The organism is Algoriphagus vanfongensis DSM 17529 (assembly GCF_000429465.1).
Taxonomy (GTDB): Bacteria; Bacteroidota; Bacteroidia; order Cytophagales; family Cyclobacteriaceae; genus Algoriphagus; species Algoriphagus vanfongensis.
The window spans coordinates 821,024-842,141 of sequence record NZ_AUBX01000009.1 but is presented as its reverse complement, the minus strand read 5'-3'; the positions used below and the strand labels follow the sequence as shown (position 1 = coordinate 842,141).

The 21,118-nt window shown below is 43.1% G+C and carries 16 protein-coding genes and 1 pseudogene; 4 read left to right on the top strand and 13 right to left on the bottom strand.

Going from position 1 to position 21,118, the window contains the following annotated elements; translation table 11 throughout:
- Nucleotides 1-21: 21 nt before the first annotated feature.
- Nucleotides 22-840 carry an SDR family oxidoreductase gene (locus G460_RS0105050; RefSeq protein WP_035463859.1) on the bottom strand — a complete coding sequence of 273 codons (819 nt, stop codon included), beginning with the start codon at nt 838-840 and terminating at the stop codon, nt 22-24.
- Entirely contained in the window at nt 837-2,312 is a 1,476-nt protein-coding gene (gene uxaC, locus G460_RS0105045; RefSeq protein ID WP_245578699.1) for a glucuronate isomerase, read from the bottom strand. Before uxaC ends, G460_RS0105050 begins: the two co-directional genes overlap by 4 nt.
- 142 nt (nt 2,313-2,454) lie before the next feature.
- Between uxaC and G460_RS0105040 the strand changes: the two genes are divergently transcribed.
- Nucleotides 2,455-3,477: a LacI family DNA-binding transcriptional regulator gene (locus G460_RS0105040; protein WP_026954340.1), complete on the top strand. Its 1,023-nt coding sequence runs from the start codon at nt 2,455-2,457 to the stop codon at nt 3,475-3,477.
- Here the strand turns inward: G460_RS0105040 and G460_RS0105035 are convergent.
- The 5 genes and pseudogenes from G460_RS0105035 to G460_RS0105015 form a co-directional block, all read right to left on the bottom strand.
- Complete coding sequence (locus tag G460_RS0105035) at nt 3,470-5,266, bottom strand: hypothetical protein (RefSeq protein ID WP_026954339.1); 1,797 nt, start codon at nt 5,264-5,266, stop codon at nt 3,470-3,472. The two genes, G460_RS0105040 and G460_RS0105035, sit on opposite strands and share 8 nt — an antisense overlap.
- A 261-nt stretch (nt 5,267-5,527) precedes the next feature.
- A pseudogene (locus G460_RS0105030) lies at nt 5,528-7,135 on the bottom strand (RagB/SusD family nutrient uptake outer membrane protein); the annotation flags it as partial.
- A 6-nt stretch (nt 7,136-7,141) separates the two neighbouring features.
- Nucleotides 7,142-10,159 carry a SusC/RagA family TonB-linked outer membrane protein gene (locus G460_RS0105025; RefSeq protein WP_026954337.1) on the bottom strand — a complete coding sequence of 1,006 codons (3,018 nt, stop codon included), beginning with the start codon at nt 10,157-10,159 and terminating at the stop codon, nt 7,142-7,144.
- Between the two features lie 352 nt (nt 10,160-10,511).
- The gene (locus G460_RS0105020) at nt 10,512-11,861 is read right to left on the bottom strand and encodes a Gfo/Idh/MocA family protein (RefSeq protein WP_026954336.1); all 1,350 of its coding nucleotides are present in this window, start codon (nt 11,859-11,861) and stop codon (nt 10,512-10,514) included.
- A gap of 11 nt (nt 11,862-11,872) precedes the next feature.
- Nucleotides 11,873-13,261: a 3-keto-disaccharide hydrolase gene (locus G460_RS0105015; RefSeq protein WP_084421151.1), complete on the bottom strand. Its 1,389-nt coding sequence runs from the start codon at nt 13,259-13,261 to the stop codon at nt 11,873-11,875.
- A gap of 165 nt (nt 13,262-13,426) precedes the next feature.
- Here G460_RS0105015 and G460_RS0105010 point away from each other — a divergent pair, with 165 nt between their 5' ends.
- Nucleotides 13,427-14,587, top strand: a complete 1,161-nt coding sequence (locus G460_RS0105010; RefSeq protein ID WP_026954334.1) for a THUMP domain-containing class I SAM-dependent RNA methyltransferase — start codon at nt 13,427-13,429, stop codon at nt 14,585-14,587.
- Nucleotides 14,588-14,679: 92 nt separating this feature from the next.
- On the opposite strand, the gene G460_RS0105005 is transcribed toward G460_RS0105010, so the two are convergent.
- The 4 genes from G460_RS0105005 to G460_RS0104990 form a co-directional block, all read right to left on the bottom strand.
- A complete protein-coding gene (locus tag G460_RS0105005) occupies nt 14,680-16,191 on the bottom strand; it encodes a DUF4301 family protein (protein WP_026954333.1) in 1,512 nt (503 codons plus the stop codon).
- A gap of 112 nt (nt 16,192-16,303) precedes the next feature.
- Nucleotides 16,304-17,167, bottom strand: coding sequence for a 5-oxoprolinase subunit C family protein (locus tag G460_RS0105000; RefSeq protein ID WP_026954332.1), 864 nt, complete (start codon nt 17,165-17,167; stop codon nt 16,304-16,306).
- Nucleotides 17,164-17,862: a 5-oxoprolinase subunit PxpB gene (gene pxpB / locus G460_RS21440; RefSeq protein WP_035463857.1), complete on the bottom strand. Its 699-nt coding sequence runs from the start codon at nt 17,860-17,862 to the stop codon at nt 17,164-17,166. The genes G460_RS0105000 and pxpB overlap by 4 nt, the downstream gene beginning before the upstream one ends.
- Complete coding sequence (locus G460_RS0104990) at nt 17,850-18,560, bottom strand: LamB/YcsF family protein (protein WP_026954331.1); 711 nt, start codon at nt 18,558-18,560, stop codon at nt 17,850-17,852. The genes pxpB and G460_RS0104990 overlap by 13 nt, the downstream gene beginning before the upstream one ends.
- Before the next feature lie 50 nt (nt 18,561-18,610).
- Here G460_RS0104990 and G460_RS23510 point away from each other — a divergent pair, with 50 nt between their 5' ends.
- Nucleotides 18,611-18,814 (top strand): 30S ribosomal protein THX, encoded by a 204-nt coding sequence (locus tag G460_RS23510; RefSeq protein WP_425393927.1) that lies wholly within the window; start codon nt 18,611-18,613, stop codon nt 18,812-18,814.
- An 87-nt stretch (nt 18,815-18,901) separates the two neighbouring features.
- Here G460_RS23510 and G460_RS0104980 read toward each other — a convergent pair whose 3' ends face one another.
- A complete protein-coding gene (locus G460_RS0104980; protein WP_026954330.1) occupies nt 18,902-19,420 on the bottom strand; it encodes a YdeI/OmpD-associated family protein in 519 nt (172 codons plus the stop codon).
- Between the two features lie 198 nt (nt 19,421-19,618).
- On the opposite strand from G460_RS0104980, the gene G460_RS0104975 reads away from it, so the two are divergent.
- Complete coding sequence (locus tag G460_RS0104975) at nt 19,619-19,861, top strand: hypothetical protein (protein WP_157366859.1); 243 nt, start codon at nt 19,619-19,621, stop codon at nt 19,859-19,861.
- Nucleotides 19,862-19,933: 72 nt separating this feature from the next.
- On the opposite strand, the gene G460_RS0104970 is transcribed toward G460_RS0104975, so the two are convergent.
- Complete coding sequence (locus G460_RS0104970) at nt 19,934-20,962, bottom strand: sugar phosphate isomerase/epimerase family protein (RefSeq protein ID WP_026954328.1); 1,029 nt, start codon at nt 20,960-20,962, stop codon at nt 19,934-19,936.
- Between the last annotated feature and the right edge of the window lie 156 nt (nt 20,963-21,118).

The following is a 21,118-nucleotide window of genomic DNA, read 5'->3' as shown; positions in this document are numbered from 1 at the left end:
GGGAATGAAGTATTTCAACTATTAGACGCCGGAATAGGCACTGAATCCACCGTCTACAGGAACTATTGTGCCTGAAACAAATTTGGATGCATCCGAACAAAGCCATTGCAATGCTCCCAGCAGATCTTCGGGTTTGCCAAAACGCTCCATCGGAGTATGAGTGATTATCTGATTTCCACGCTTGGTCAGAGAGCCGTCAGATTCTGTCAAGAGAGTTCTGTTTTGCTCTGTCAAAAAGAATCCCGGGGCAATGGCATTGACTCTGAAGTCAGGTCCATGCTTGGCAGCCAACTCCACGGAGAGCCATTTGGTCAAATTGTCAATGGCAGCCTTTGCTGAAGCATATCCCATCACTCGTGTCATAGGTCTGGTAGCAGCCATTGAACTGATATTTAATATGTTGCCTTGCTCCTTTTTAAGCATCAGTGGAAGTAGGGCTTTGATGGGGAGTACCGTGCCCATGTAGTTCAGATCCATTACTTTGCGCAGTGCGGATGTGTCCAGATCCAAGAAATTTTTATCCGGAGTCACGACTGCTCCAGGCATATTTCCTCCGGCCGCATTGATCAAAGTATCGATGTAGTTCCAGTCTTTCGCAATTTCAGTAGCAGCAGTTTCCAGACTTTCTTCGTCAGTCACATCGCAGATATACCCTTTCACATTGCCTCCTTGTTCTTGGATTTTGTCGACAAGAGCTTCGACTTTTTGAGGGGTTCTGCCTAGGATCAGGAGGGTAGCGCCCTCTTTGGCCAGGTGGAGACTCATGGACTCACCTAATACTCCAGTGGCTCCTGAAAAAGCTATAATTTTTCCCTTTAGGGAGAAAAGACTGTTACTCATTGTAAGGTTTTATAATTGGTTGGGTGAAAGTCAAAGTAGTTTTTTGCGTTGAAATAGCAAATGTCGGAGATGATTTTTCCAAGCCATTTCTCATCCCATGGCAGTTCTCCGTTTTCTACATCTTTTCCAAATAGATTACACAGGATTCTTCGGAAGTATTCATGTCTCGGGAATGACAGAAAACTACGGGAATCGGTCAACATACCGATAAAGCAGGAAATCAGCCCCATGTTGGACAGGGTATTCATCTGTGCTTCCATGCCGTCTTTTTGGTCTAGATACCACCAGCCTGAGCCAAATTGGATTTTGCCACGCGTACTGCCATCGTTGAAATTGCCAATCATTGTAGCAAAGACTTCGTTAAATCCTGGATTGAGATTGTATAGGATAGTTTTGCTCAGCTGATCATTGGAGTCCAAGGCATTCAAAAAGCCCGCTAACGCACTTGCTTGATTGAAATCACCGATGGAATCAAAACCTGTGTCAGGTCCCAAAGTAGAAAGCATCCGAGTGTTGGTGTTTCTCAAGGCTCCGAGGTGAAATTGCTGCACCCATCCTTTTTGGTGGTACATTTTGCATAAGGAAAGCAAGGTCTTAAACTTGAAAAATTCAACTTCTCGTTTGGTCAGGGATTTTTTGAATCGTAACAATTCAAATAGTTCCTGAATATTGTATTCGTCTTGATCAAAGAAATACAATTGCTCCAGTCCATGATCCGAAAGTCTACAGCCTCTATCATGGAAATAGGCAATTCGATTTTCTAATGCGATCAGAAGATCCTCATAAGAGTCGATAGTCACGCCAGCAGCTTTACCTAGTTTTTCGAGATAGGTGAGATAGGATTCGGGATCTTCTACTGCGTAGGATTTGTCTGGACGGAAAGCCGGATAGAGTTGAAAACTGTCGGCTTTTTTGGCAAAAGAAACTTGCTCTTCCAGCCCATCCGCAGGATCATCTGTAGAGCATATCACTTCGACATTCATCTGCTTGAGTAGGCCATTGCTGCTGTACTCGGGATTTTGAAGCAAAGAATTGCAGTGCTCATAAATCTCTAGGGCATTATCCTCGTGGAGGAGTTCGTCTACCCCAAAATATCTTTTCAACTCCAAGTGAGTCCAATGATGCAGTGGATTACGGAGCGTATAAGGGACTGTCTTGGCCCAAGCCAGAAACTTCTCCTGATCTGAGGCTTTACCAGTGATCATTTCCTCGGAGATACCCAAGGTTCTCATCGCTCGCCATTTGTAATGATCCCCAGCCAACCAGATCTGACTCATATTGGCGTATTGCTTATTAGAGTTCACTTCCTGAGGAGGAAGGTGATTGTGGTAGTCAATGATCGGGAGATCTTTGGCGTATTCGTGATAGAGTACTTTGGCAACAGGGGATTGAAGTAGGAAATCTTCGCTGAGAAAATTTGTCTTGATTTCAGTAGAGATCATAGATGGAATTCCAGGTGATTTTGGATTCATTTTACAAAGTATGAATGTACCCTTAAAAGCGCTTTTTTTGAGATTTAAATACGCAAACGTTTGCGATTTTTTTAGAAGATTCCATGGACGGACCCTATTTGATTTGTAATTTCAGGCACATTTTGATAGACCCTGAATAGTCATGAGTAATGGAATAAGCTTGAAGGAACTGGCCGCAGAACTGAACTTGGCGCCTTCTACTGTGTCCCGAGCGCTAAACGATAGCTATGAGATCTCGGAAGCAACCAAGAAAAAGGTGGTCAGCATGGCCGAAAAGCTCAATTATCAACCCAACCCTTTTGCAAGAAGCCTGCGGGAAAATAAAAGCAAGACCATTGCGGTCATTATTCCGGAGCGAATCAATAATTTCTTTGCTCAAGTCATGGATGGAATCGAAGAGGTGACTCACGAGCATGGCTTTCACTTATTGGTCTACAGCACACATGAGGATGTAGAGAAAGAGAAAAAAATCGTCTCTCTTCTTCAAAACCGAAGAGCTGATGCCATCGTGATGTCAGTTTCCAGTCAGACAAGTGATGTCTCGCACCTGACCAAATTATACGAAAGAGAGCTTCCCATAATCTTTTTTGATCGGATTTGTAGTGAAATCCCGACGACCAAATTCATAACAAATGACTACGAAAGTGCTTTTCAGGGAACCAAGCACTTGATCCAGCAAGGGTGTAAAAAGATAGCATTTTTGATGCTGAGTAAGGAACTCTCCATCACCAAAGAAAGGCACAGAGGCTATCTGGATGCACTGAATGAAGCTGGATTGGCGCCTGAGCCTACCTTCAGTATGCATTGCTGCCTCAATGAAGAAGAGAATATTCAAAGTATCACCCAACTCCTCAAATCTCAAAATAGACCCGATGGCATTCTTTCTTCGGTAGAAAAACTTGCCATAGCGACCTATCATGCTGTCCGCAAAACTGATCTGAGAATTCCCGATGATTTGAAGATTATTACTTTTTCCAACATGAGTAGTGCCGGTCTGCTCAGCCCATCTCTTTCGACGATCACCCAGCCAGCCTTGACCATCGGTCAGGAATGTGCCAAACTACTGATCAAAAAGCTTACGAAGCCTAAGCACACGGATCTGATCGACCAGACGATAGTGATTCCAAGCCAAATTACAATCAGAGAATCGACCTTGGTTAGGTAAGGCGGCTTTGCAGCTTTAAGTTGAGGTCATTCAGTTCTTGTGCCAGCTGATCTAGCTGCATTTGAATCTTGGTCATCGCTTCCTCTGCCTCGAAATTGATCTTCGTGCCCAAGTCACGATAGTAGGCGATACCTGCTTGAAGGTTAGATTGAAAGCGTCGAAAATAGCTTTCCTTCTTGGCGCTCAGTTCTGTGCCTGTCTTTTCCACTTCCTTTCGCAAATAATCAAGGTAAAGCTCCAGTTCTTTCACGAAAAGATGAGGGCGGGAGGGACTTAGTTTGATCTTCAGTCTGCCATAGATATGATCTACCATTTGCTGGAGGCTAAAAGTGCCTTTGAAATAGGCCAAGTTCGGGCCGGGACAAATAGTAACCGCACTTAGGTTTCGCTTTGGACTGATTCCATTGGATAGGAGGGCAGGAGCACCCAAACCTTCGCACAGGCAATCCTTAGCCAATGTTTCATCCATCGCCTGTTGTGGAATTTCCCCTTTTTCAAACATTTTGGATTTTAAATGTTGATACTGTCTGGAAGCAGTGCAGATGGGCTTTTGAGAATAGTCAGTGTTGAAAGAAAGAAACTTTTTGTAACAAGGGCTTCCTGGTCTTCCTTTGGCGATTCTGGCTTTTCGCTGTGACTCTCCGCTTGATGTCTTCAGGTTGTTGAAAGGAACACCTAGCGGAGAGGCATCACTGAGAAAGTAATCGGACTGCTTGGCTTGTATTAAGCGATCAAGCGTGTCCGAGTCTACAGAAGTAGCCTCGGGCACCAATAGAAATGGACTTCCCCAGCCTGTACCATCCAATTCGTAATAGGTTTTGAGAAACTGATCTTCTTCGGAAGTGCCAATTCCTCCTTGGTAAGTGATTTTGATTTGATTCTTTTCAGTAAGCTGAGGTAAATTTTTATCTCCAAGAGTCTGATTGCAGCTCTGTCGAAGGGTTTGCTCCAGTTCAGCCCGTTGAGCCTTGAATTCTTCCAAAATGGGGCCTATCAAAAAGCCTTCCGTAGCAAAGGCATGTCCACCACAATTGAGCCCGGATTCTATTCTGAATTCAGAAACCCAAAGCCCCTTTTTTGCCAAAAATTTGCCTTGAATCAAAGCCGACCGATAGTCACTTACTTTGAGACAGATTCGCTTTTTGATATGTGAAGAATCATCAGGAAAAAAATCTGCAAAATTCTCTGCATAGGCAAACAATGCAGGATTCATACCTGCTGAGAATATTACCATCGAGTCCAGCTGACTATTGGCATAGCCCCTCAGGGCAGAAAGAGCATCTGAATATTCTCTGGATAGGGCAGTTCCAGTTTTGTCATAGTTGATCTTATCTACTTTGGTCATGATATTGATATCGATGCTTCCGGGCTGGATCAGACTTTGAGTGAATTCCCTGTCTATGAGGATTTTTTGACTGGAATTCAGTTTTTTAAGAGGGTGACTTTCAGGTAATAGCTGAATGTATTTTTGAACCTGAGCTGAGTGAAGAGAGCCAGAATTTTTGATGCTTGTGACTTGTCTATTGACCAATGCTAGGCTCAGATCCAGAAAAGCCGTAATTCGTTTAGCACGCGCATCTGATTCGTGATCTGCGATTGGTGTGAAGTCCATCTGGTATTTTGCACTATAGACTTTTCTCATTTCCTCCAAAAGCTGGTCATCCATGATGGATATCACACTCGAGATTCCCCAAGGCGCTACCTTGATAGGGCTGTCGACCGTATATCCCAAGCCCATGACTGGAATGTGAAACGTATGTGGAGAAGTATGAGAAGCTAAATTGTCCATGGTTTGATGCAAAATTGAGTCTGTAAAAGTATGGGCAAATCCTTGGTTCAGTCTTATTTTGAACCAGCTCATTTTTATGATTCTTATCAGGTCAAAAGCTGACAAAAACAGGGGGATGCAATGGATATTTACCAGCAAAAAAAATAGCCACACCGAATATCAGTGTGGCTATTTGCTTCAATAAACCAGCTAATTCAATTAATAACCCGGATTTTGAGGGAATGCGCTGGCGTTACCCTCAGCTCTATCTATTTGGTTTTGAGGTATTGGTCTCAGAGTATGAAACTCCTGAATATTGGGAGCGCCTTGAGGATTGTGAGCTTTGACCCGTTCTACAAGTATTCCCCAACGTTTTAGATCCAGCCATCTGGTTTGCTCACCGATGAGCTCCCGTGCTCTTTCTTCTGTGATGAATTCAAAAGTCAAATCAGATTCTGAAATTTCCATTTCGGATTCCATACCCGGGAAAGCAGCTCGTCTTCTGACCATATTGATGTTATCTGTCGCAGCAGCGATTTTTCCCTGTCTAAACTGAGCCTCTGCCAATAGCAGGTAGGTATCAGCCAATCTCATGGCGATGTAGTCTCTTCCTCCTTCAAATTGAGTACGGTCAGCTCTTCCTGGATCCATATGCTTGCGTAGGGCAGGGAAAAGTCGCTCGGTGTATAGCTCTGGAGTCAAAACCTGATAGGGGTATTTCGCTCTTTCGGCTTCAGACATATTGTAGCCTGGCAGCCACATGGTAGTGTCTCCTTGTGCGAAAGTCACCGTCTCTTTGGACTTGTCAAAGGTGGTGTTATAAGTTCCAGGCTTATTGGACAGGAATGCGTCTCGGAAACTTTTTTTGTAGCGGGAATCATTGACCCGATCAGCAAATATGACATTCAAAGTATAAGGCGTTGGCATGTACCTTTTGAATGGTCTTCCGTTTTCAGTATCTCGTTGCATGCCTGGCTGGACATCATACTCCATAAGGAAAAATACGTGAGAATTGTTGCCTCCTCCATTAGTCAAAGGATCTCGCGTGTACTGGACAGACCAAATGACTTCGTCATTGATCTCATTGCCAAAGGCATGTACATCTCCAAAATCCGGGAGTAACACAAACCCATAATTATCTATGACGCTTTGTAGCAAAGGTTCTGCATTAGCATAATCAGAAGACTCTGCAGCTTCGGATGTTGCTTTGGTGATGTAAACTCTTCCAAGCAAATGCTCCGCTGCCGGTCGTGTCGCTCTGCCATAATCTGAGGACCTTGCATTGGCTTCGAGGTTGGGAATAGCTTCCTGCAGATCTTGTACGATAGCAGAATATACTGCCTGAACAGACGCTCTTGTGACTTCTTTGGTGGGAACTTGTGTTTCGGAAAGCTGCAAATCCACTCCACCAAATAATTGTACTAAGATAAAGTAGTGATGAGCGCGGATAAATTTGGCTTCGGCGATACGCTGCATGAGTAGTTCTTCGCTGACTCCAGAGACATCTGCAGACCGGTCTATGACGGCATTACAAGTGTTGATTCCACGGTAGAGTTCGTCCCATACTTCTCTCGCATGCCCATTTTGGGAGTCAAACTGATTCGTATAGGTGTTCATAAATTTCCATGAACCATCAGCACCGTTAGTATAGATGTCTGTGCCAAAAATCGTGAAATTATTTCCTCTCTCTGTCCCGTACCAGTTTCTCATGGTACTGTAGGCTGCATTGATTCCGTCATTTAGCCCTTTGGCTGTATTGAGGTAGTCATTGCCGATTTGAGAGACTACATCTTCTTCTAAAAAACCGCTACAGGATACCGTAGCAGTCAATCCCAGGGCTAGAGTGGTGGTCTTAGCCCAATAGTTTATTTTTGTTGATACGTTTTTCATAGCTGATTAAAATTTAGCATTGACACCAAATGTAAATGAGGTCACCGCAGGTGCGACGTTGGCATTGACTGTGCCGGCGCCTACACCTTGCTCTCCGTCCATAAATACTTCCGGATCGATGCCCTTGTACTTGGATCTATACTCCGCAAAAATGAAAGGCTGCTGGATACTGGTGTACAAGCGTAAGCTGGTCATACCAATTTTTTTGGCAGCTTCAGGAGTAAAGTTGTAGCCGAAATTGATGTTTCTAACTTTGATAAAAGTCCCATCGAAATACTGCATGGAGCTAGCGTATTTGGCGCTTTCCTGATTTACATTTGGTCTAGGGAATTCATTGGTAGGATTTTCTGGAGTCCAATAGTCTATATCCAAGTTATTGTATCTTCCTGCCAAAGTATTGTTGCTGGTGTGGAATTGAGATCTAATCATAAATCCAAATCTGCCATAAAGGAAAAATGACATGTCGAATCCTTTGTAAGAGAATCGATTGGTCAGACCCAACGCAAATTTTGGAACAACGGATCCTAAGAACTGGCGGTCATCTGCATTGATCTTGCCATCTCCATTGAAATCTTCGATTTTGATTTCACCAGGATTGTCACCAAATGATGTAGCCAGATCCGACTCGGATAGTTGCCAGATTCCTATTTTTTTCCAGTCATAGAAGATGGTCAGTGGCTGTCCTATAAATCTACCTGCTGCGATATCATCTCCGTTAGGCAGAGAGATGATTTCTTCTCGGTTTCTATTGAAAATGATGTCAGATGTCCACGTGAAGCTTCCTTTCTCGACGTTAAGAGTTGAAAGTGTCAGTTCGATACCACGGTTTTGTGTTTCGCCTATGTTGGTGGTGAAGCCTCCAAATCCGATGGAATTGGGCAATGGCTGCGGTGCTAAGAGATCAGAAGTATTGGTTATGTAATATTCCAATGACCCGAAGATTCTGCTGTCCAAAATGGCAAAGTCTAAGCCGGCGTTGAATGTGGCGGAAGTTTCCCATCTCAAATCAGGATTTCCAATGGTACTTGGTCTGTAACCAAAAGCCGGGCTATTGTCATAGGCATAGGAAGTTCTTCCCAGAAGAGCCTGTGTCTGATATGGGTCGATTGCTTGGTTTCCGATTTGTCCATATGAAACACGTAATTTCAGCTGATCGACAAAATTGGAGGTCTGCATGAAATCTTCCGAGTGGATATTCCAGCCCAATGCGACAGATGGGAAAAAGCCAAATCTATTGTTTTCACCGAAACGGGAACTGCCATCTGCTCTCAAGGTGGCTGTGATCAGATATTTGTTTTTGTAGTCGTAATTGATTCTACCCATGAAAGACATCAAAGACCACTCAACTAGTGCGGTATTGGCTCCTGTAATCTGGGAAGCATCTCCCAATCGATGAAATAGCTGTGACTCAGCAGGGATACCCAAAACACTGATGGAGCTATTTTCATAGCGATCTTTTTGGATAGACTGTAGGGCTGTCAGGTTGAGGTTATGATCACTGTTGAATGTTTTGGAATAAGTCAGGATATTTTCCAAAGTATAGTTGAACGTGAATTCATCGAAAACACTACCGGTAGCATCTCCGCCTCTTCGTGCATTTGTTTGGGATCCGGTAAACCGTCCATTTCTACTGATCGTGATATCCGGTCCGAAGACAAATCTGTATGTCAAACCTTTGGTGATTTCCCAATTCGCAAAGATGCTGTTGAAAATCCGGTAGTTTTTGGTCAAGTCTTCCTGAGCACCAGGGACGATCTCTGCAAAGGGATTGGTTCTCAAACCATCAGAAGTCGGCAGGAATATGAGGTTTCCATCATCATCGTATGGTTTTCCCAGTGGATTCTCTGCCAAAGCTCCGCCTAATGGATTGAAGTTTTCACCATTTCTCTCACTGAAAGATACTAGGGTAGAAGTCCCAAACTTGATTTTGTCATTGATCTGGTGATCGATGTTGGCTCTGAAAGTATAGCGCGTATAATCCTGATTGATGATGACACCTTTGTCATTGAAATAGTTGGCGGACACAAAAAAGCTAGTTTTCTCTGAACCGCCACTGACACCGACTTGATGACTTTGGATGGCTCCATTTCTCAAAAGTCCTCCCACGTAATCTGTACTTCTTCCGAGTGCGATGCCTTCCAGTTCTACTGGCTCAAATAGTGATTCATCGGCTTCAGGAGTAGCTGGTCCGGCAGGATATTCTCCGCTTGCACGGCGTGACTCTCTTTTATATTCTGCAAATTCAGGCCCATTGAATACATCGATTGTACCCAGTTTTCTATTGACACCATAATAGGAATCAACGGAAACGATTGTTTTTCCCTTTGTTCCTCTTTTGGTTGTGATGAGGACGACACCATTAGATCCTCTAGATCCATAAATGGCCGTGGCAGATGCATCTTTCAAAACCTCCATGGAAGTGATATCCTGCGGGTTGATGTCGTTCAGGCCTCCTACGATGGGAATTCCATCGACTACATATAAGGGTTCGTTAGAGGCATTGAAGGATCTTCTACCTCGGATCCTTACTTGCGGAGCAGATCCTGGCTTAGATCCTGGCTGTGTGACATCTACCCCTGCTGCTCTTCCCTGCAATGCCTGACGTGCATCCGTGATGGGAAGTTCTTGGATTTCTTTGTTGCCGACAGACGAGATAGCACCTGTCAATTGACTTTTCTTTGCCGTACCATAGCCGACGACGATGACTTCCTCCAGGTCTGCGAGATCTGGTGTAAGGTTGACTGTAATTTGTGATTGATTGCCGACGGTGACCTCCTTGGGATTATATCCTATAAAGGAGAAGACCAATACTCCATCGTTTGGTGAAGCGATGCTGAATTTTCCATCCAGATCTGTGGTGGTTCCTCTTGTGGTGCCTTTAAGTAAAATAGTGACACCTGGCAGCGGGGTTCCGGATTCGTCAAATACGGTCCCGCTTACTTGTTGATCTTGCGAGTGGGCAGTGGATAGCCCCATCATCAAGAACACCACCACCAAAAGGTAAGTGTAATTCTTTAAGCGCATAGTTTTTGGGTTATGTTAATAGATAGATAGAATATTATATAAACACTAAGTCTTAGTGAGAACTGAGGCCTACCGTTTATTTTTAAAATTTACCAATTATCCTTTCCTGCGACAATAGATGTAAATAAGAAAGTGCGGAATCGATTGCATTCCTAAGTTATTCGCAATCAGTCTGATATGTGGATTTTGTAAAAAAGTAGATCTTATATTGAATTATGAAAAATATTTGTACACCATTGTTGTATAATATATAATTATATGTCCAAAAAGGTCGTTTAAATCAATTGCATAAAAATGAAAAAGAGCTAAATCATTCGATTTAGCTCTTACATTTATTTATATATAAAATACATTACACTTTTGGAGGTTCCCATCCCTTTTCATATTCGCGAGTCCAAAGAGCTTTGGCTTTGGAAGAATTGGTAATATGTCCATTGCTGGAGTCGCACTCTAAAGTCTCACCTGTACGATAAGAAATATTAGCTAAGTGACATAACAGGGTGCTGACTGCTCCTTCTTCGATTGTGGAGTTTTGCTTTTCGGTACCTCGGATAGCATTGAAGAAATTCTGCACGTGTGTGGTACTCATATCTCCACCGCCTCCGAGTGCTGTACCGGCTTCATTGCTTGCAGAAGAACTGTCTTTGACCAGTTTTCCACCTCGATCAAATTGCTTGTAACCGTTTCTATTTACAAAAACACTTCCTTCACTTCCATAAATAATAGTGCCTCTGTCTGCTCCATAAGTATTGTAGCCATTTCTACTTTTTCCATCCCATTGGATGGTCGAGCCATTTGCAAATTTGAAAGAGGCTTCCATAGTGTCGTACATGGTCCAGCCATCTTCGACAAAGTGATATTTGCCAGCATCTACTGTCACTTTGCTGGGGAAGTCCACCTGGAGTGCCCATCTGGCCACATCCAATTCATGTGTAGCATTATTGCCAGTCTCAGCAGTGCCATAGTCCCAGCCGTACCAATGCCAGTTGTAGTCCCAGGTGTCATGCTGATAAGACTTGCGTGGAGCAGGTCCTTGAAATAGATCCCAATTCAATCCAGCTGGTGGAGCTGAGGGGGAGGGATTGACTACTTCGCCTCTCTGGTTGCTATAAAATGCCACGGCCTTATAAGCTTTGCCAATAGCACCGTTGTGAATAGCGCTGATGATTTCCCGGCTTTCTGGAGAAGATCGCTGCTGGTTACCCATTTGCACTACTTTATTGAATTTTTTCTGAAAAGCGATCAGCAATTCCCCTTCGCGAGGATTATGTGAGCAGGGTTTTTCTACATAGACATGCTTGCCTCTTTCCAATGCTAGCCAGGTGCCTGGAGCATGCCAGTGATCCGGAGTGGCATTGATCAATACATCCAGGTCTTTGTCCTCAAGGACCTTCATAATATTGCCTTCCAATTTTGGCTGGTAAGAAATCCTCTTAGAGAAGTTTTCCGCAGCTTTGGTCATCTGACTGTCCATGACATCACAGAGGTACATCAGGTTGACATTGGAGGACTCAAGAGATATTGGTTCATAGAAAGCTCCCAGCCTTCTACCCAATCCGGCGATGGCTACATTCAATCTTTCATTGGCTCCCAGTATGCGAGAATAGGATTTGGCTGAAAAGCCAGCAGCTCCCAAGGCTGAAACTCCCAGAGTTGCCACACTGCTTTTCTTCAAAAATTCCCGTCTGTTAGATTTACTCATGTTTCGTTGGGTTATTGTAGGGTCTTGATTTTGATGTTTTTAAAGCTCACTTCATTACCGTGATCTTGAAGAAGGATATGTCCTTTTTCGGCTTGACCGAAGTTGTCCCACTTCTTGTATTTGCTGATTTCGACCAGATCTAGGTATTCCTGCGAACCTCTGATATACTCCACTACTTTGATTCCATTGAGGTAATGTTCGACTTTGTTGTCAGGATAGACGACGACACGGCCTTTGTTCCACTCACCGATTGGCTTGATGAACCTTCCTTGTTTTTCGGCCTTAATCAAATCGTATAGAGAAGCCAAAGTCCGATTGCCATCTCGTCCCATTTTTGCATCTGGATGTTTTTCATCGTCTAAAATCTGATATTCCAAGCCGATCGCAGAACCAGTGTTGTTTTCAGAAAGTGTTACAAAATATTTCAGGCCACTATTGGCTCCTTCTGTCAATTTGAAATCAAAGGCCAAATCGAAAGCGGCATACTCTTCTTTTGTCACGATATCCCCGTAGCTGGTAGACTCGCTCCCATCAGACGCTGCGATGGTCAAGATACCATCTTGGATAGTCCAGCCTTCCTCAGGAAACGTTTCCTTGTAAGCACCTTTCCAACCATCTGAATTTTGGCCATTGAAAAGTAACTCCCAACCGGTAGATTTTTCATAATCAGTGAGAGAGTTGAGACGATTGTTGACCACAAAAATGTCTTTGCTGAATGGTTTTGGATCCAAGTTCTCCGTTTTGATTCTTACATTTTTGAAATAGGTCTTGTTTCCAGCATCTTCTGGTCGGCTGATACTATGCACCTGTAATCCTACAAAACCATTTTTATCCATGTCGTCCACCACATAGGCCACTTCCTGACCATTTAGCCAAGTTTTGATTTCATCACCGATGACTTCAATTCTATAATGGTTAAACTCACCCAGTTTGAATGCCGATTTTGCATCAGGATTGAGTTCCAAAGGATAAAGCCAGCCTCTGCGAGCCTCATCGTATACACCTGCTGACCAAGCTCTGTCACTCGGATCTGCTTCGATCTGGTAGCCAAAGACAAGACCTTTGCCATCTCTGGCAGCAGGGTCAAATTGACCTCTTGCCATCACTCCCGAGTTAGATGTTTTGTGTTCGACTTTCAGATCGAGTTCCAAAATATAATCACCAAATGTCTCTTCGGTGATCAAAAAGGTATTGGGAGATCCTTCTACTGCAGTACCGATGATCACTCCATCGACTACATCAAAAGTGGCAGTACCAGCTACTGGTTTCCATCCGCTGAGATCCTCGCCGTTGAACAAATCCACCCAGCCATCAGATTCTGCTTTTTGCTCCGGAGCTGAGCAGGAAGCTGCTAAAATTGTCAGGCCGGTCATGAGGCCCAAAATCGTCTTATATTTCATGTTTTTGAGGTATTTATAGCAATCTAAATTGGGCATTTCGACCCTGAGCTACAAGCTGTCTTAGATGTAAGTTACGCAATCGTTTGCGAGTTGCAGCTTGATTTTTTACAAATGGACTCTACCTCGCAATAGGCTTTCTTTGGCTTGAAATCCATACTTTTGTGCATGCTTGATTTTAACGAAAGAAGAAAGGTCTTTATCACCTGTAAGGATCGCTCGGTGTCCTATCTAGAGAAGGAAATAAGAGAGTTGGGTTTTGTGCCTGAAGCTGTAGAGAGAACAGGGGTAGAATTGGTCGCTTCCATGGAAGACTGTATGGACCTCAATTTACATTTGAGAACTGCCTCTCATGTGCTTTTTGAGATCAAGTCCTTTTACCTGAGGCATGCCAACGATATCTACCGAAGGTTTAAAGCTATTTCGTGGGAAGATTACCTGGATGTGGATGGCTATTTTTCTATCAATTCTGTGGTGGAAAATGATAGTGTCACCACACCTCTGATCGTGAATGTCAAGGTGAAAGACGCCATAGTGGATCGTTTTCGTGAAAAATTTGGCAGGAGACCTGACTCAGGTTCTGAGTATCAAGGAGCGGTCTTTCAGGTTTTTTGGAAAGGAAATCAAGCGACCGCTTATATCAATACCTCTGGAGATACTCTGGCAAAGCATGGGTATCGCAAGATTCCTGGAAAAGCTCCTATGATGGAGGATTTGGCTGCCGCTACTATTTATGCTTCGGAGTGGAATACCCGAGTGCCATTCATCAACCCCATGTGTGGCTCCGGTACTTTGGCCATAGAAGCAGCATTGATGGCTACCAAGCGTTTTCCGGGCTTGTTTCGTAGTCAGTATGCGTTTATGTCCATTTTAGGCTATGATGAGGAAGCTTATCATGCCAAAATGAAAAAGTTGGAAAATAAGGTATTAGAAGTTCCAGAGGTGAAAATTATCGCATCTGATATATCTCTTCAGGCGATTTCTTTTGCCAAAGAGAATGCAATCACTGCGGGAGTCGATCATATGATAGATTTTCAGGTATGTGATTTTGCTGAGACAGAGATCCCAGAGCGACCTCGAGGTGTGATCATGTTTAACCCGGAATATGGAGAGAGGCTAGGGGAGCAAACAGAGCTGGAGCAGACTTATCGTAGAATGGGAGATTTTATGAAGCAGCAATGTGCTGGTTACAGAGGGTATATATTCACCGGAAATATGGAATTGGCAAAAAAGGTAGGTCTGAAGGCCAGCCGAAGAATTGAGTTTTGGAATGGGACAATCGACTGCCGCTTGCTGAAATATGACTTGTATGAAGGGAAGAGGGAGTAGTGATCAGTGATACAGTGGTCAGGAAATGAAAAAGCTGAAATCGACTCTGAGTCAATTTCAGCTTTTTCATTTTAGCCTTCAGTCTTCAGCTTTTATTGATGTTCGTCTCTCAATAAATCGTTGACTGTTTTGACTGGATTGAAGGTGATCAACGGGACTTCTACGAAAAGCGTATTCCAACCTGCCATAGAGCCATTCCAAAGCCCTGGAAGCTCGAGTGCTTTCAAGTCGCGTCCATTTTTAGATTTTTCAGTGATAAAGCCGGTTTTCATATCACGATATTTCATGAGGTCAAATTTATTGCCTTTGTAATCCCGAGTGGCACAGACCAAATCTACCGGGTTGAAATGGGTGGCAGTCTCTAGTTTTTGTTTGGAATCAGGATTGCTCAAATCGATCTGAGCAGTTTCCAAAATCTGAAGAGATTGACTCCCATCTTCCTCCAAAATCCAGAATGGTCCTCCTCCAGGTTCACCGGTGTTTTTGACCATTCCACAGATTCTTAGAGGTCTATTCAATTTCCCTTGAAGGAATTTCGCTTTGTCTACCTCAGTTTTACTTTCAAAATCTTCTGGAAGTTTGGCTCCCAACTCATCCGTAAACACCTGCTGAGCTCCTTGAACCGTTTCCGTAGATATCTCCTCATCCAGCTTTTTGAGGGCCTCAAATACTTTGGATTGAACCTCCAGAAGCAATCCTCCAATAGCCATCTTATATTTTTTGGTTTCAGGCTTCAGATGATCTGGAACCACATTATCTATGTTTTTGATGAAAATAAGATCAGCCGAAATTTCATTGAGATTTGCTAACAAAGCTCCATGGCCAGCAGGTCTAAATAGGATGGATCCATCTTCTTCCATAAATGGCTCATTATCTAAAGTTACTGCTATGGTGTCCGTGGCTTTTTGTTGTTGGGAATAAGAAATTTCAAAATTCAACCCTGTTTCAGACTTCAATACAGGCAGTATCTGAGCAATTTCTTTTTTGAATTTTTCCTCGTGCTCTGGAGATACTGTAAAGTGGATTTTTACAGTATTATTTTTTCCTACGGCATATTGAACTCCCTCAGTCAAATGCTCATAGGCTGGCGTTTTTCTTTCATTTTCATACGTGTGAAACTTGAGTAATCCTTTTGGAAGGCTACCGTATCCAAGACCATCCTCCTGCAACAAAGCAGCTACGATTTCCTTGTAATCTTTTCTGTCAAGACAGTCTTCAATGGAGGTTCCGCGATTTTTCAGGACTTCATTGAGATCCTCATAGAAAGCAAACCGCTCAATCTTGTCCATAAATTTTTGGACGAATGGACTGCTAGACAGATCTCCATTTCCATCCAGAAAAGCAAAAAGATCTTTAAACATGCGAGACGCAGCCCCAGAGGCCGGCACAAACTTTACGACTTCGATCCCCGCTGCATTCATTGGGTATGTTTCCACAAAATGATCCAAATCCTCCTCACTCAATACCTTGATTCCATTGTCTGGAGTGGCTGGTGCGGTGATGGTCAAAAAAGGAAATCCGCTTTTAAAGTTTTCAATTTGTTGGGAAACAGTCTCAGGATCCATACCCTGAGCTGTGATTTTGTTTTTCAACAGGCTGTCCATGTATTGTTAGATTAATCGTAAAAGTTGTAAGTTACTAGTCCTTGTCGCTTACGTGCAATTACTAAGCTAATAAATTGTTTTTTGCTTCAATAATCTAGGAAAGAAACAGTCTTTACTGTCTGAATCTGATACACTGCCCCGGTTTTTTCTGGACTAAAATCCCATGATCCTCTTCATGGACTTGTAAAAGTCTAGGATAGCCACCTGTCACTTGACAGTCTTGTAGGAGGCATAGTAATTTGCCGCCAGGAGTCAATTGGACAGTCCCTGGGAACACGGGAGCAGAGGCCATTTGCATCAGGGTGTTTGGAATGAGCTCATCCAATTGTACAGCCATGCTATTTTTCATTTCGGAAACGTGGAATGGCTGTGTTAGAAGTGTCTTTTGCTGAATCTTGGCAAGTTGATTCCATTCAGGGCCTGGGTAGACCCGAATTGTTTCCTGGTGTAGGTAGTCAGTTTTCCACTTGACAGTAGAGGATTTTGGGTAGAAAGGAATCTCCTGATTGGTGAAATAGGGAATTTCATCACTTTTTTTGACAAAGTATCTTTTGGTGATACCGGGGTATTGACTACGTGATCGAAGTACCTCTTCTGATTGAAAACCATCTCGGATTCCAAGATAGATGATCGCTCCGAGTTCAAATTTTCCTATTTCCAGATAGTCCCCGTAGTTGATTTCATGAATACCATGGGGTTTTATTGGTTGTTTATTCAACTTGATTTCAGCTGTGGGACCGGCCAAAGAAATCAGAGTGGGTGCGAGAAACTGAACCTTGAATCCGGGATGCATGATTTCGAGTTGGGCAGCGCCAGGCTTATTTTTCAAAATAAGATTGTTCCACGAATAAGCGATCAGATCAGCTGGTCCTGATTTTGGTACTCCGTATGAAGCGAAGCCTGATCTTCCCAGATCCCGGATGGATGTACCGGGACCGGTGTTTAGAATTTTTGCAAATGTCCAGTCTCTGATCATAGGGGAGCTAGTGGAGTTGGCACTGTTTCCAGATACTCAAATTCTGAGCTACTGATAGCATAAAACCGAATTTCATCACCTGGCTTGGCCCAAACTGGAGGGTTATTTTTTGGATCAAAAAACGGAATTGGCGTACGGCCGATTACATGCCATCCGCCAGGACTTTCCATTGGATATATTCCCGTTTGATCACCACCTATCGCTACAGAACCCGCTTGTATAACCCTGTCGGGAATTGATTTTCTTGGCTGCGAAAGCAATGGATCTAAGCCTGATAGGTACATGAAGCCGGGAAGAAAACCATAGAAAATCAATTGGTAGCTTTGTCGACTGTGCAAGTGGATCAATTCTTCAGGAAGAATTCGTTTGGCTTTCGCCAGAGCATGCAAATCTTTTCCATATGCAGGTTCATAGCAAACGGGAATTCTCCATATCCTGCACTCCACTTCTGTGGAATTGACTTCAAACCGGGCAAGTGTTTCTTTTAAAAATGGAAGATCTGGTGTGGAACTCCAGATGATAGAACTACTTTGATATCCGGCTCTTATTTCTACAATTTCCTTTTCAAAAGCGCTAAGAAGCCAATTTTCACAGGCAATTCTATGTGCTAGATACTTCCCAACCATTTTGATAGGCCATGTTAGTTCGGTCCAATTAGGTGTGATTTGATTGATATGGGGTTTTAACTCCACCATTTTTTTCTGATTTGAGGAAGAATAGAAAGAACTGCCTGATTGTCTCCGTGAAAGCAAATTGTATCAGCATTTATTGGGATCAAGTTGCCATTTGTAGCTAAGATTGAACTGCGTTCAAAGATGGTTTTGATCTGCTTTTCTACCTGTTCAAGCGCTGTGAAAAGTGATTCTTTTTCCGATCTAGGTCTCAGTTTGTAATCATCCCCATATGCTCGGTCTCCGAAGATTTCCCTTTTTATAGGTAATCCTTTGTTAGCTGCTGCTTGCTCAATAGCAGACTCAGGTGGTACAAAAAGGCAAGCCTGGGGATAGTGGTCAAAAAGGAAGTCAGCCAGTAAATCTGCCAGCTCAGGGTTTTTAGCGGCGTCGTTGTATAAGGCCCCATGAAACTTGATATGGTCCAGGTCCATTCCCATCGTTTTTCTTACATGCTCAAATCTTTCAATTTGATCAAAAATTGAGGCTAACAAAGCTTCATTCTCAATCTTCAGTGATTTTCTGCCAAAATATTCCCGATCAGGATAGGAGGGGTGAGCTCCGGCTTTTTTACCAAAATGAACGCAGTAGTCCAAAGTTTTTTGGATCGAAGTATCATCCCCGAAATGTCCGCCGCAGGCGACACTTGCTGCATCGATCCAAGGGATGAGTTGTTCTTCCCAGGCTATTCCTTCACCGAGATCACAGTTTATTTGAAGCATAGACGGAAATTAGGAAGTTTTTTTCAAGGTCTTATTTTTCGTAGTTGAAAATGATAAAAACAGCTCATTTGACATCGCCAGATCTGTTTTTTATCTTAGAATATCTTTTAACTAAAACCGAATTAATAATGGGAAAAGGAGATTTGAAATCCAAAAGAGGAAAAATCAGTAGAGGAACTTTCGGTGCAAGTAGGCCCAAAAAAGAGGCAAACCGAAGGAGCCATCAAGAAAAATTAGGAATCAATAAGAAGTAGTACTGAACATGACAAAACCCTGAGCCATCAGGGTTTTTTTATGGTTAGATAAATCCAAACCATTCAGAATTCTTGGATTCAAGCTCATTAGAGATTATTGTAATATTTGATCCACTCATTGAGTTGCTTGAAGTCCAATAGCCCCTTAGCTAACTTGAGATGATGGACAATGGCCAGTGATTTTTTCATTCGGCTTTCTGGATTTTTCACCTTGGTGACGATATAGACCAAACTTCTCTGTTTGCCCGGAGTCAGTGACTTGAAGTAATCATGACCTTCCTTGTCCTGATCCAAAAGCACTTCAAGCTCTTCGGGAAGCTCATGGCCATAGAAGTTGGGATCCTTAGCCAATTGCACTTTGATTTTACTGCCTTCTTCCAGTTGATGTTTTTTACGAAGCTCCTGATTGACTAAAATATACCAATATTCCTTGGATTTCATCAGAGCCATGTGATAGGGGCCGTCATTTGCTAGCCATACCATCACCCGCTTATTCTCTTTGTCCATGAGTTGTAGGGCATACTCATCTGGGACCGGCAGATGGTAGTTCCAATGGTTGAAATCAAACTTGCCTACTTGAGATTCAAACTGAAATGTGGGTTCCATTCTACAAGTTGTGTATTTTTTTGATTATTGAATAAGGTATTTGGGAAATGAAAAAGAGGGGATTGAAATAGCTGTTTGTGTAATCGCTTCTAAAACAGGTGTTTATGAATTTTGAAGAAAAGAGCCAAAAATTGGCCGGATTATTCGACAGATGATAGTGAAATATCGTTAGAACAATAACCACTAAACGAAACTACTATGAAAACGAACAAAAATTCTTGGATGATGTGGGTAGGAGGTTTGGTAGCTGGAATCGCAGCAGGAAGCCTTATCTATCAAAACAGAGATCAAATCAATCAGAAAAATCTGAACAAGGCGATGGATAGCCTGAAAAAGACTGGTAATGAAATCGGAAAATTAGTTAAAGAAGTGAGTCAGCAAGCTGCAGAAAAGGGCAAATCCCTTTCCAATCAAGCTAGTCAAGCTGTTAATAGTAATTGATTCTTTACCTCGTTAAAGAAAAAAAGGCCGAATTCGGCCTTTTTTTGTGTCTTTACTCCAGTTTGAGGAGTCTTATCCCAAGCTTTTTCTACAAAACTCAAGGCATTTTTGTACTTCTTTCACAGGATCAGAACTCTCTGGGACTTGATATTCGAGTTCGATAGTGGCAGGAAACTTATACTTGTTCTTTTGCATCAGTTGCAAGACATCTCCAATCGGTGTGTCGCCTTCGCCCCAGGCAAGATTTCCTTTACCATGAGCGGGAGTTTGTCGGTCTTTAGTATGCATACTCAGGATATGAGCGTGTTGCTTTTGGATCAGTGGAACTAGCTCATCGCTATGTCCAGCAGCTACAAAATGCCCCATGTCTAGATTTAAGGCATTTTTTGGGCTTTGGGCCAATGCAGTGTCCCAGAAGTCAAAGGTCTGCTGCTCATGTCCATGATAGGCGACAGACATTCCGTATTTTTCTCCTAGCTTGCCCAGACGTAGCGTTTGTTCGTCATTTGAAGGATGCTCCAATGTCACATGACTTGCACCCAATGCTTTGGCAGCTTTCATCCCATAGGCTACTTCTGCATCGGTATTATTTCTTCCAAAAGCAGCGGGCTTGAAAGCATAGATACTCACGCCAGCATCTTTGTACATTTTTTTGACTTGCTCAAAAGGCTTCATGTCAGCTGTCGCTCTCCATGCTGCGACCTGTTGGGAATAAGCAGCGGCTTCCTTTTGAAGCTCTTCCCATTCTTTCTTTTCATCATCAGTCAATTCACCATCTCTTGCTTTACGTCCGAGCTGCCACATTTTGCTTCTCTCAAAAGTTGCCTGTGGCATTCCCGCAAAGCTTTCGGCAGGATCACCCATCAGTTCGATGGCGCTCAAGCCTGAATCGACCACGTATTTCAGCGTCGCTTCGGCGCTTTGATCGGGTAATGAGCGAAAAGAATAGGTTATGCAACCGATTTGTACTCCGTTTATTTTGCTATCAGGTTTGTTGAAGTTGCGGATGATTGCCGGAGCTCCTTGAAGCCAAGCTGGAGCAAGTGCAAGGCCTGCTGCGCCCAAAGTGGATTTGATCAGGAATTCTCTTCTGTTTTTCATGATTTTGGGTTGTGTTAATTGGTTTGAGATTTGGTCGGATTTCAATTTAATAGATGAAATCTATTTCTTTGAATTTCCGGTGAAAAAAGGAGTTTTAGTGAACCGTTGGTGGAAAAGTGAGGAATTGAAAGATTTCAAAATTGAAAAATTCGGAAA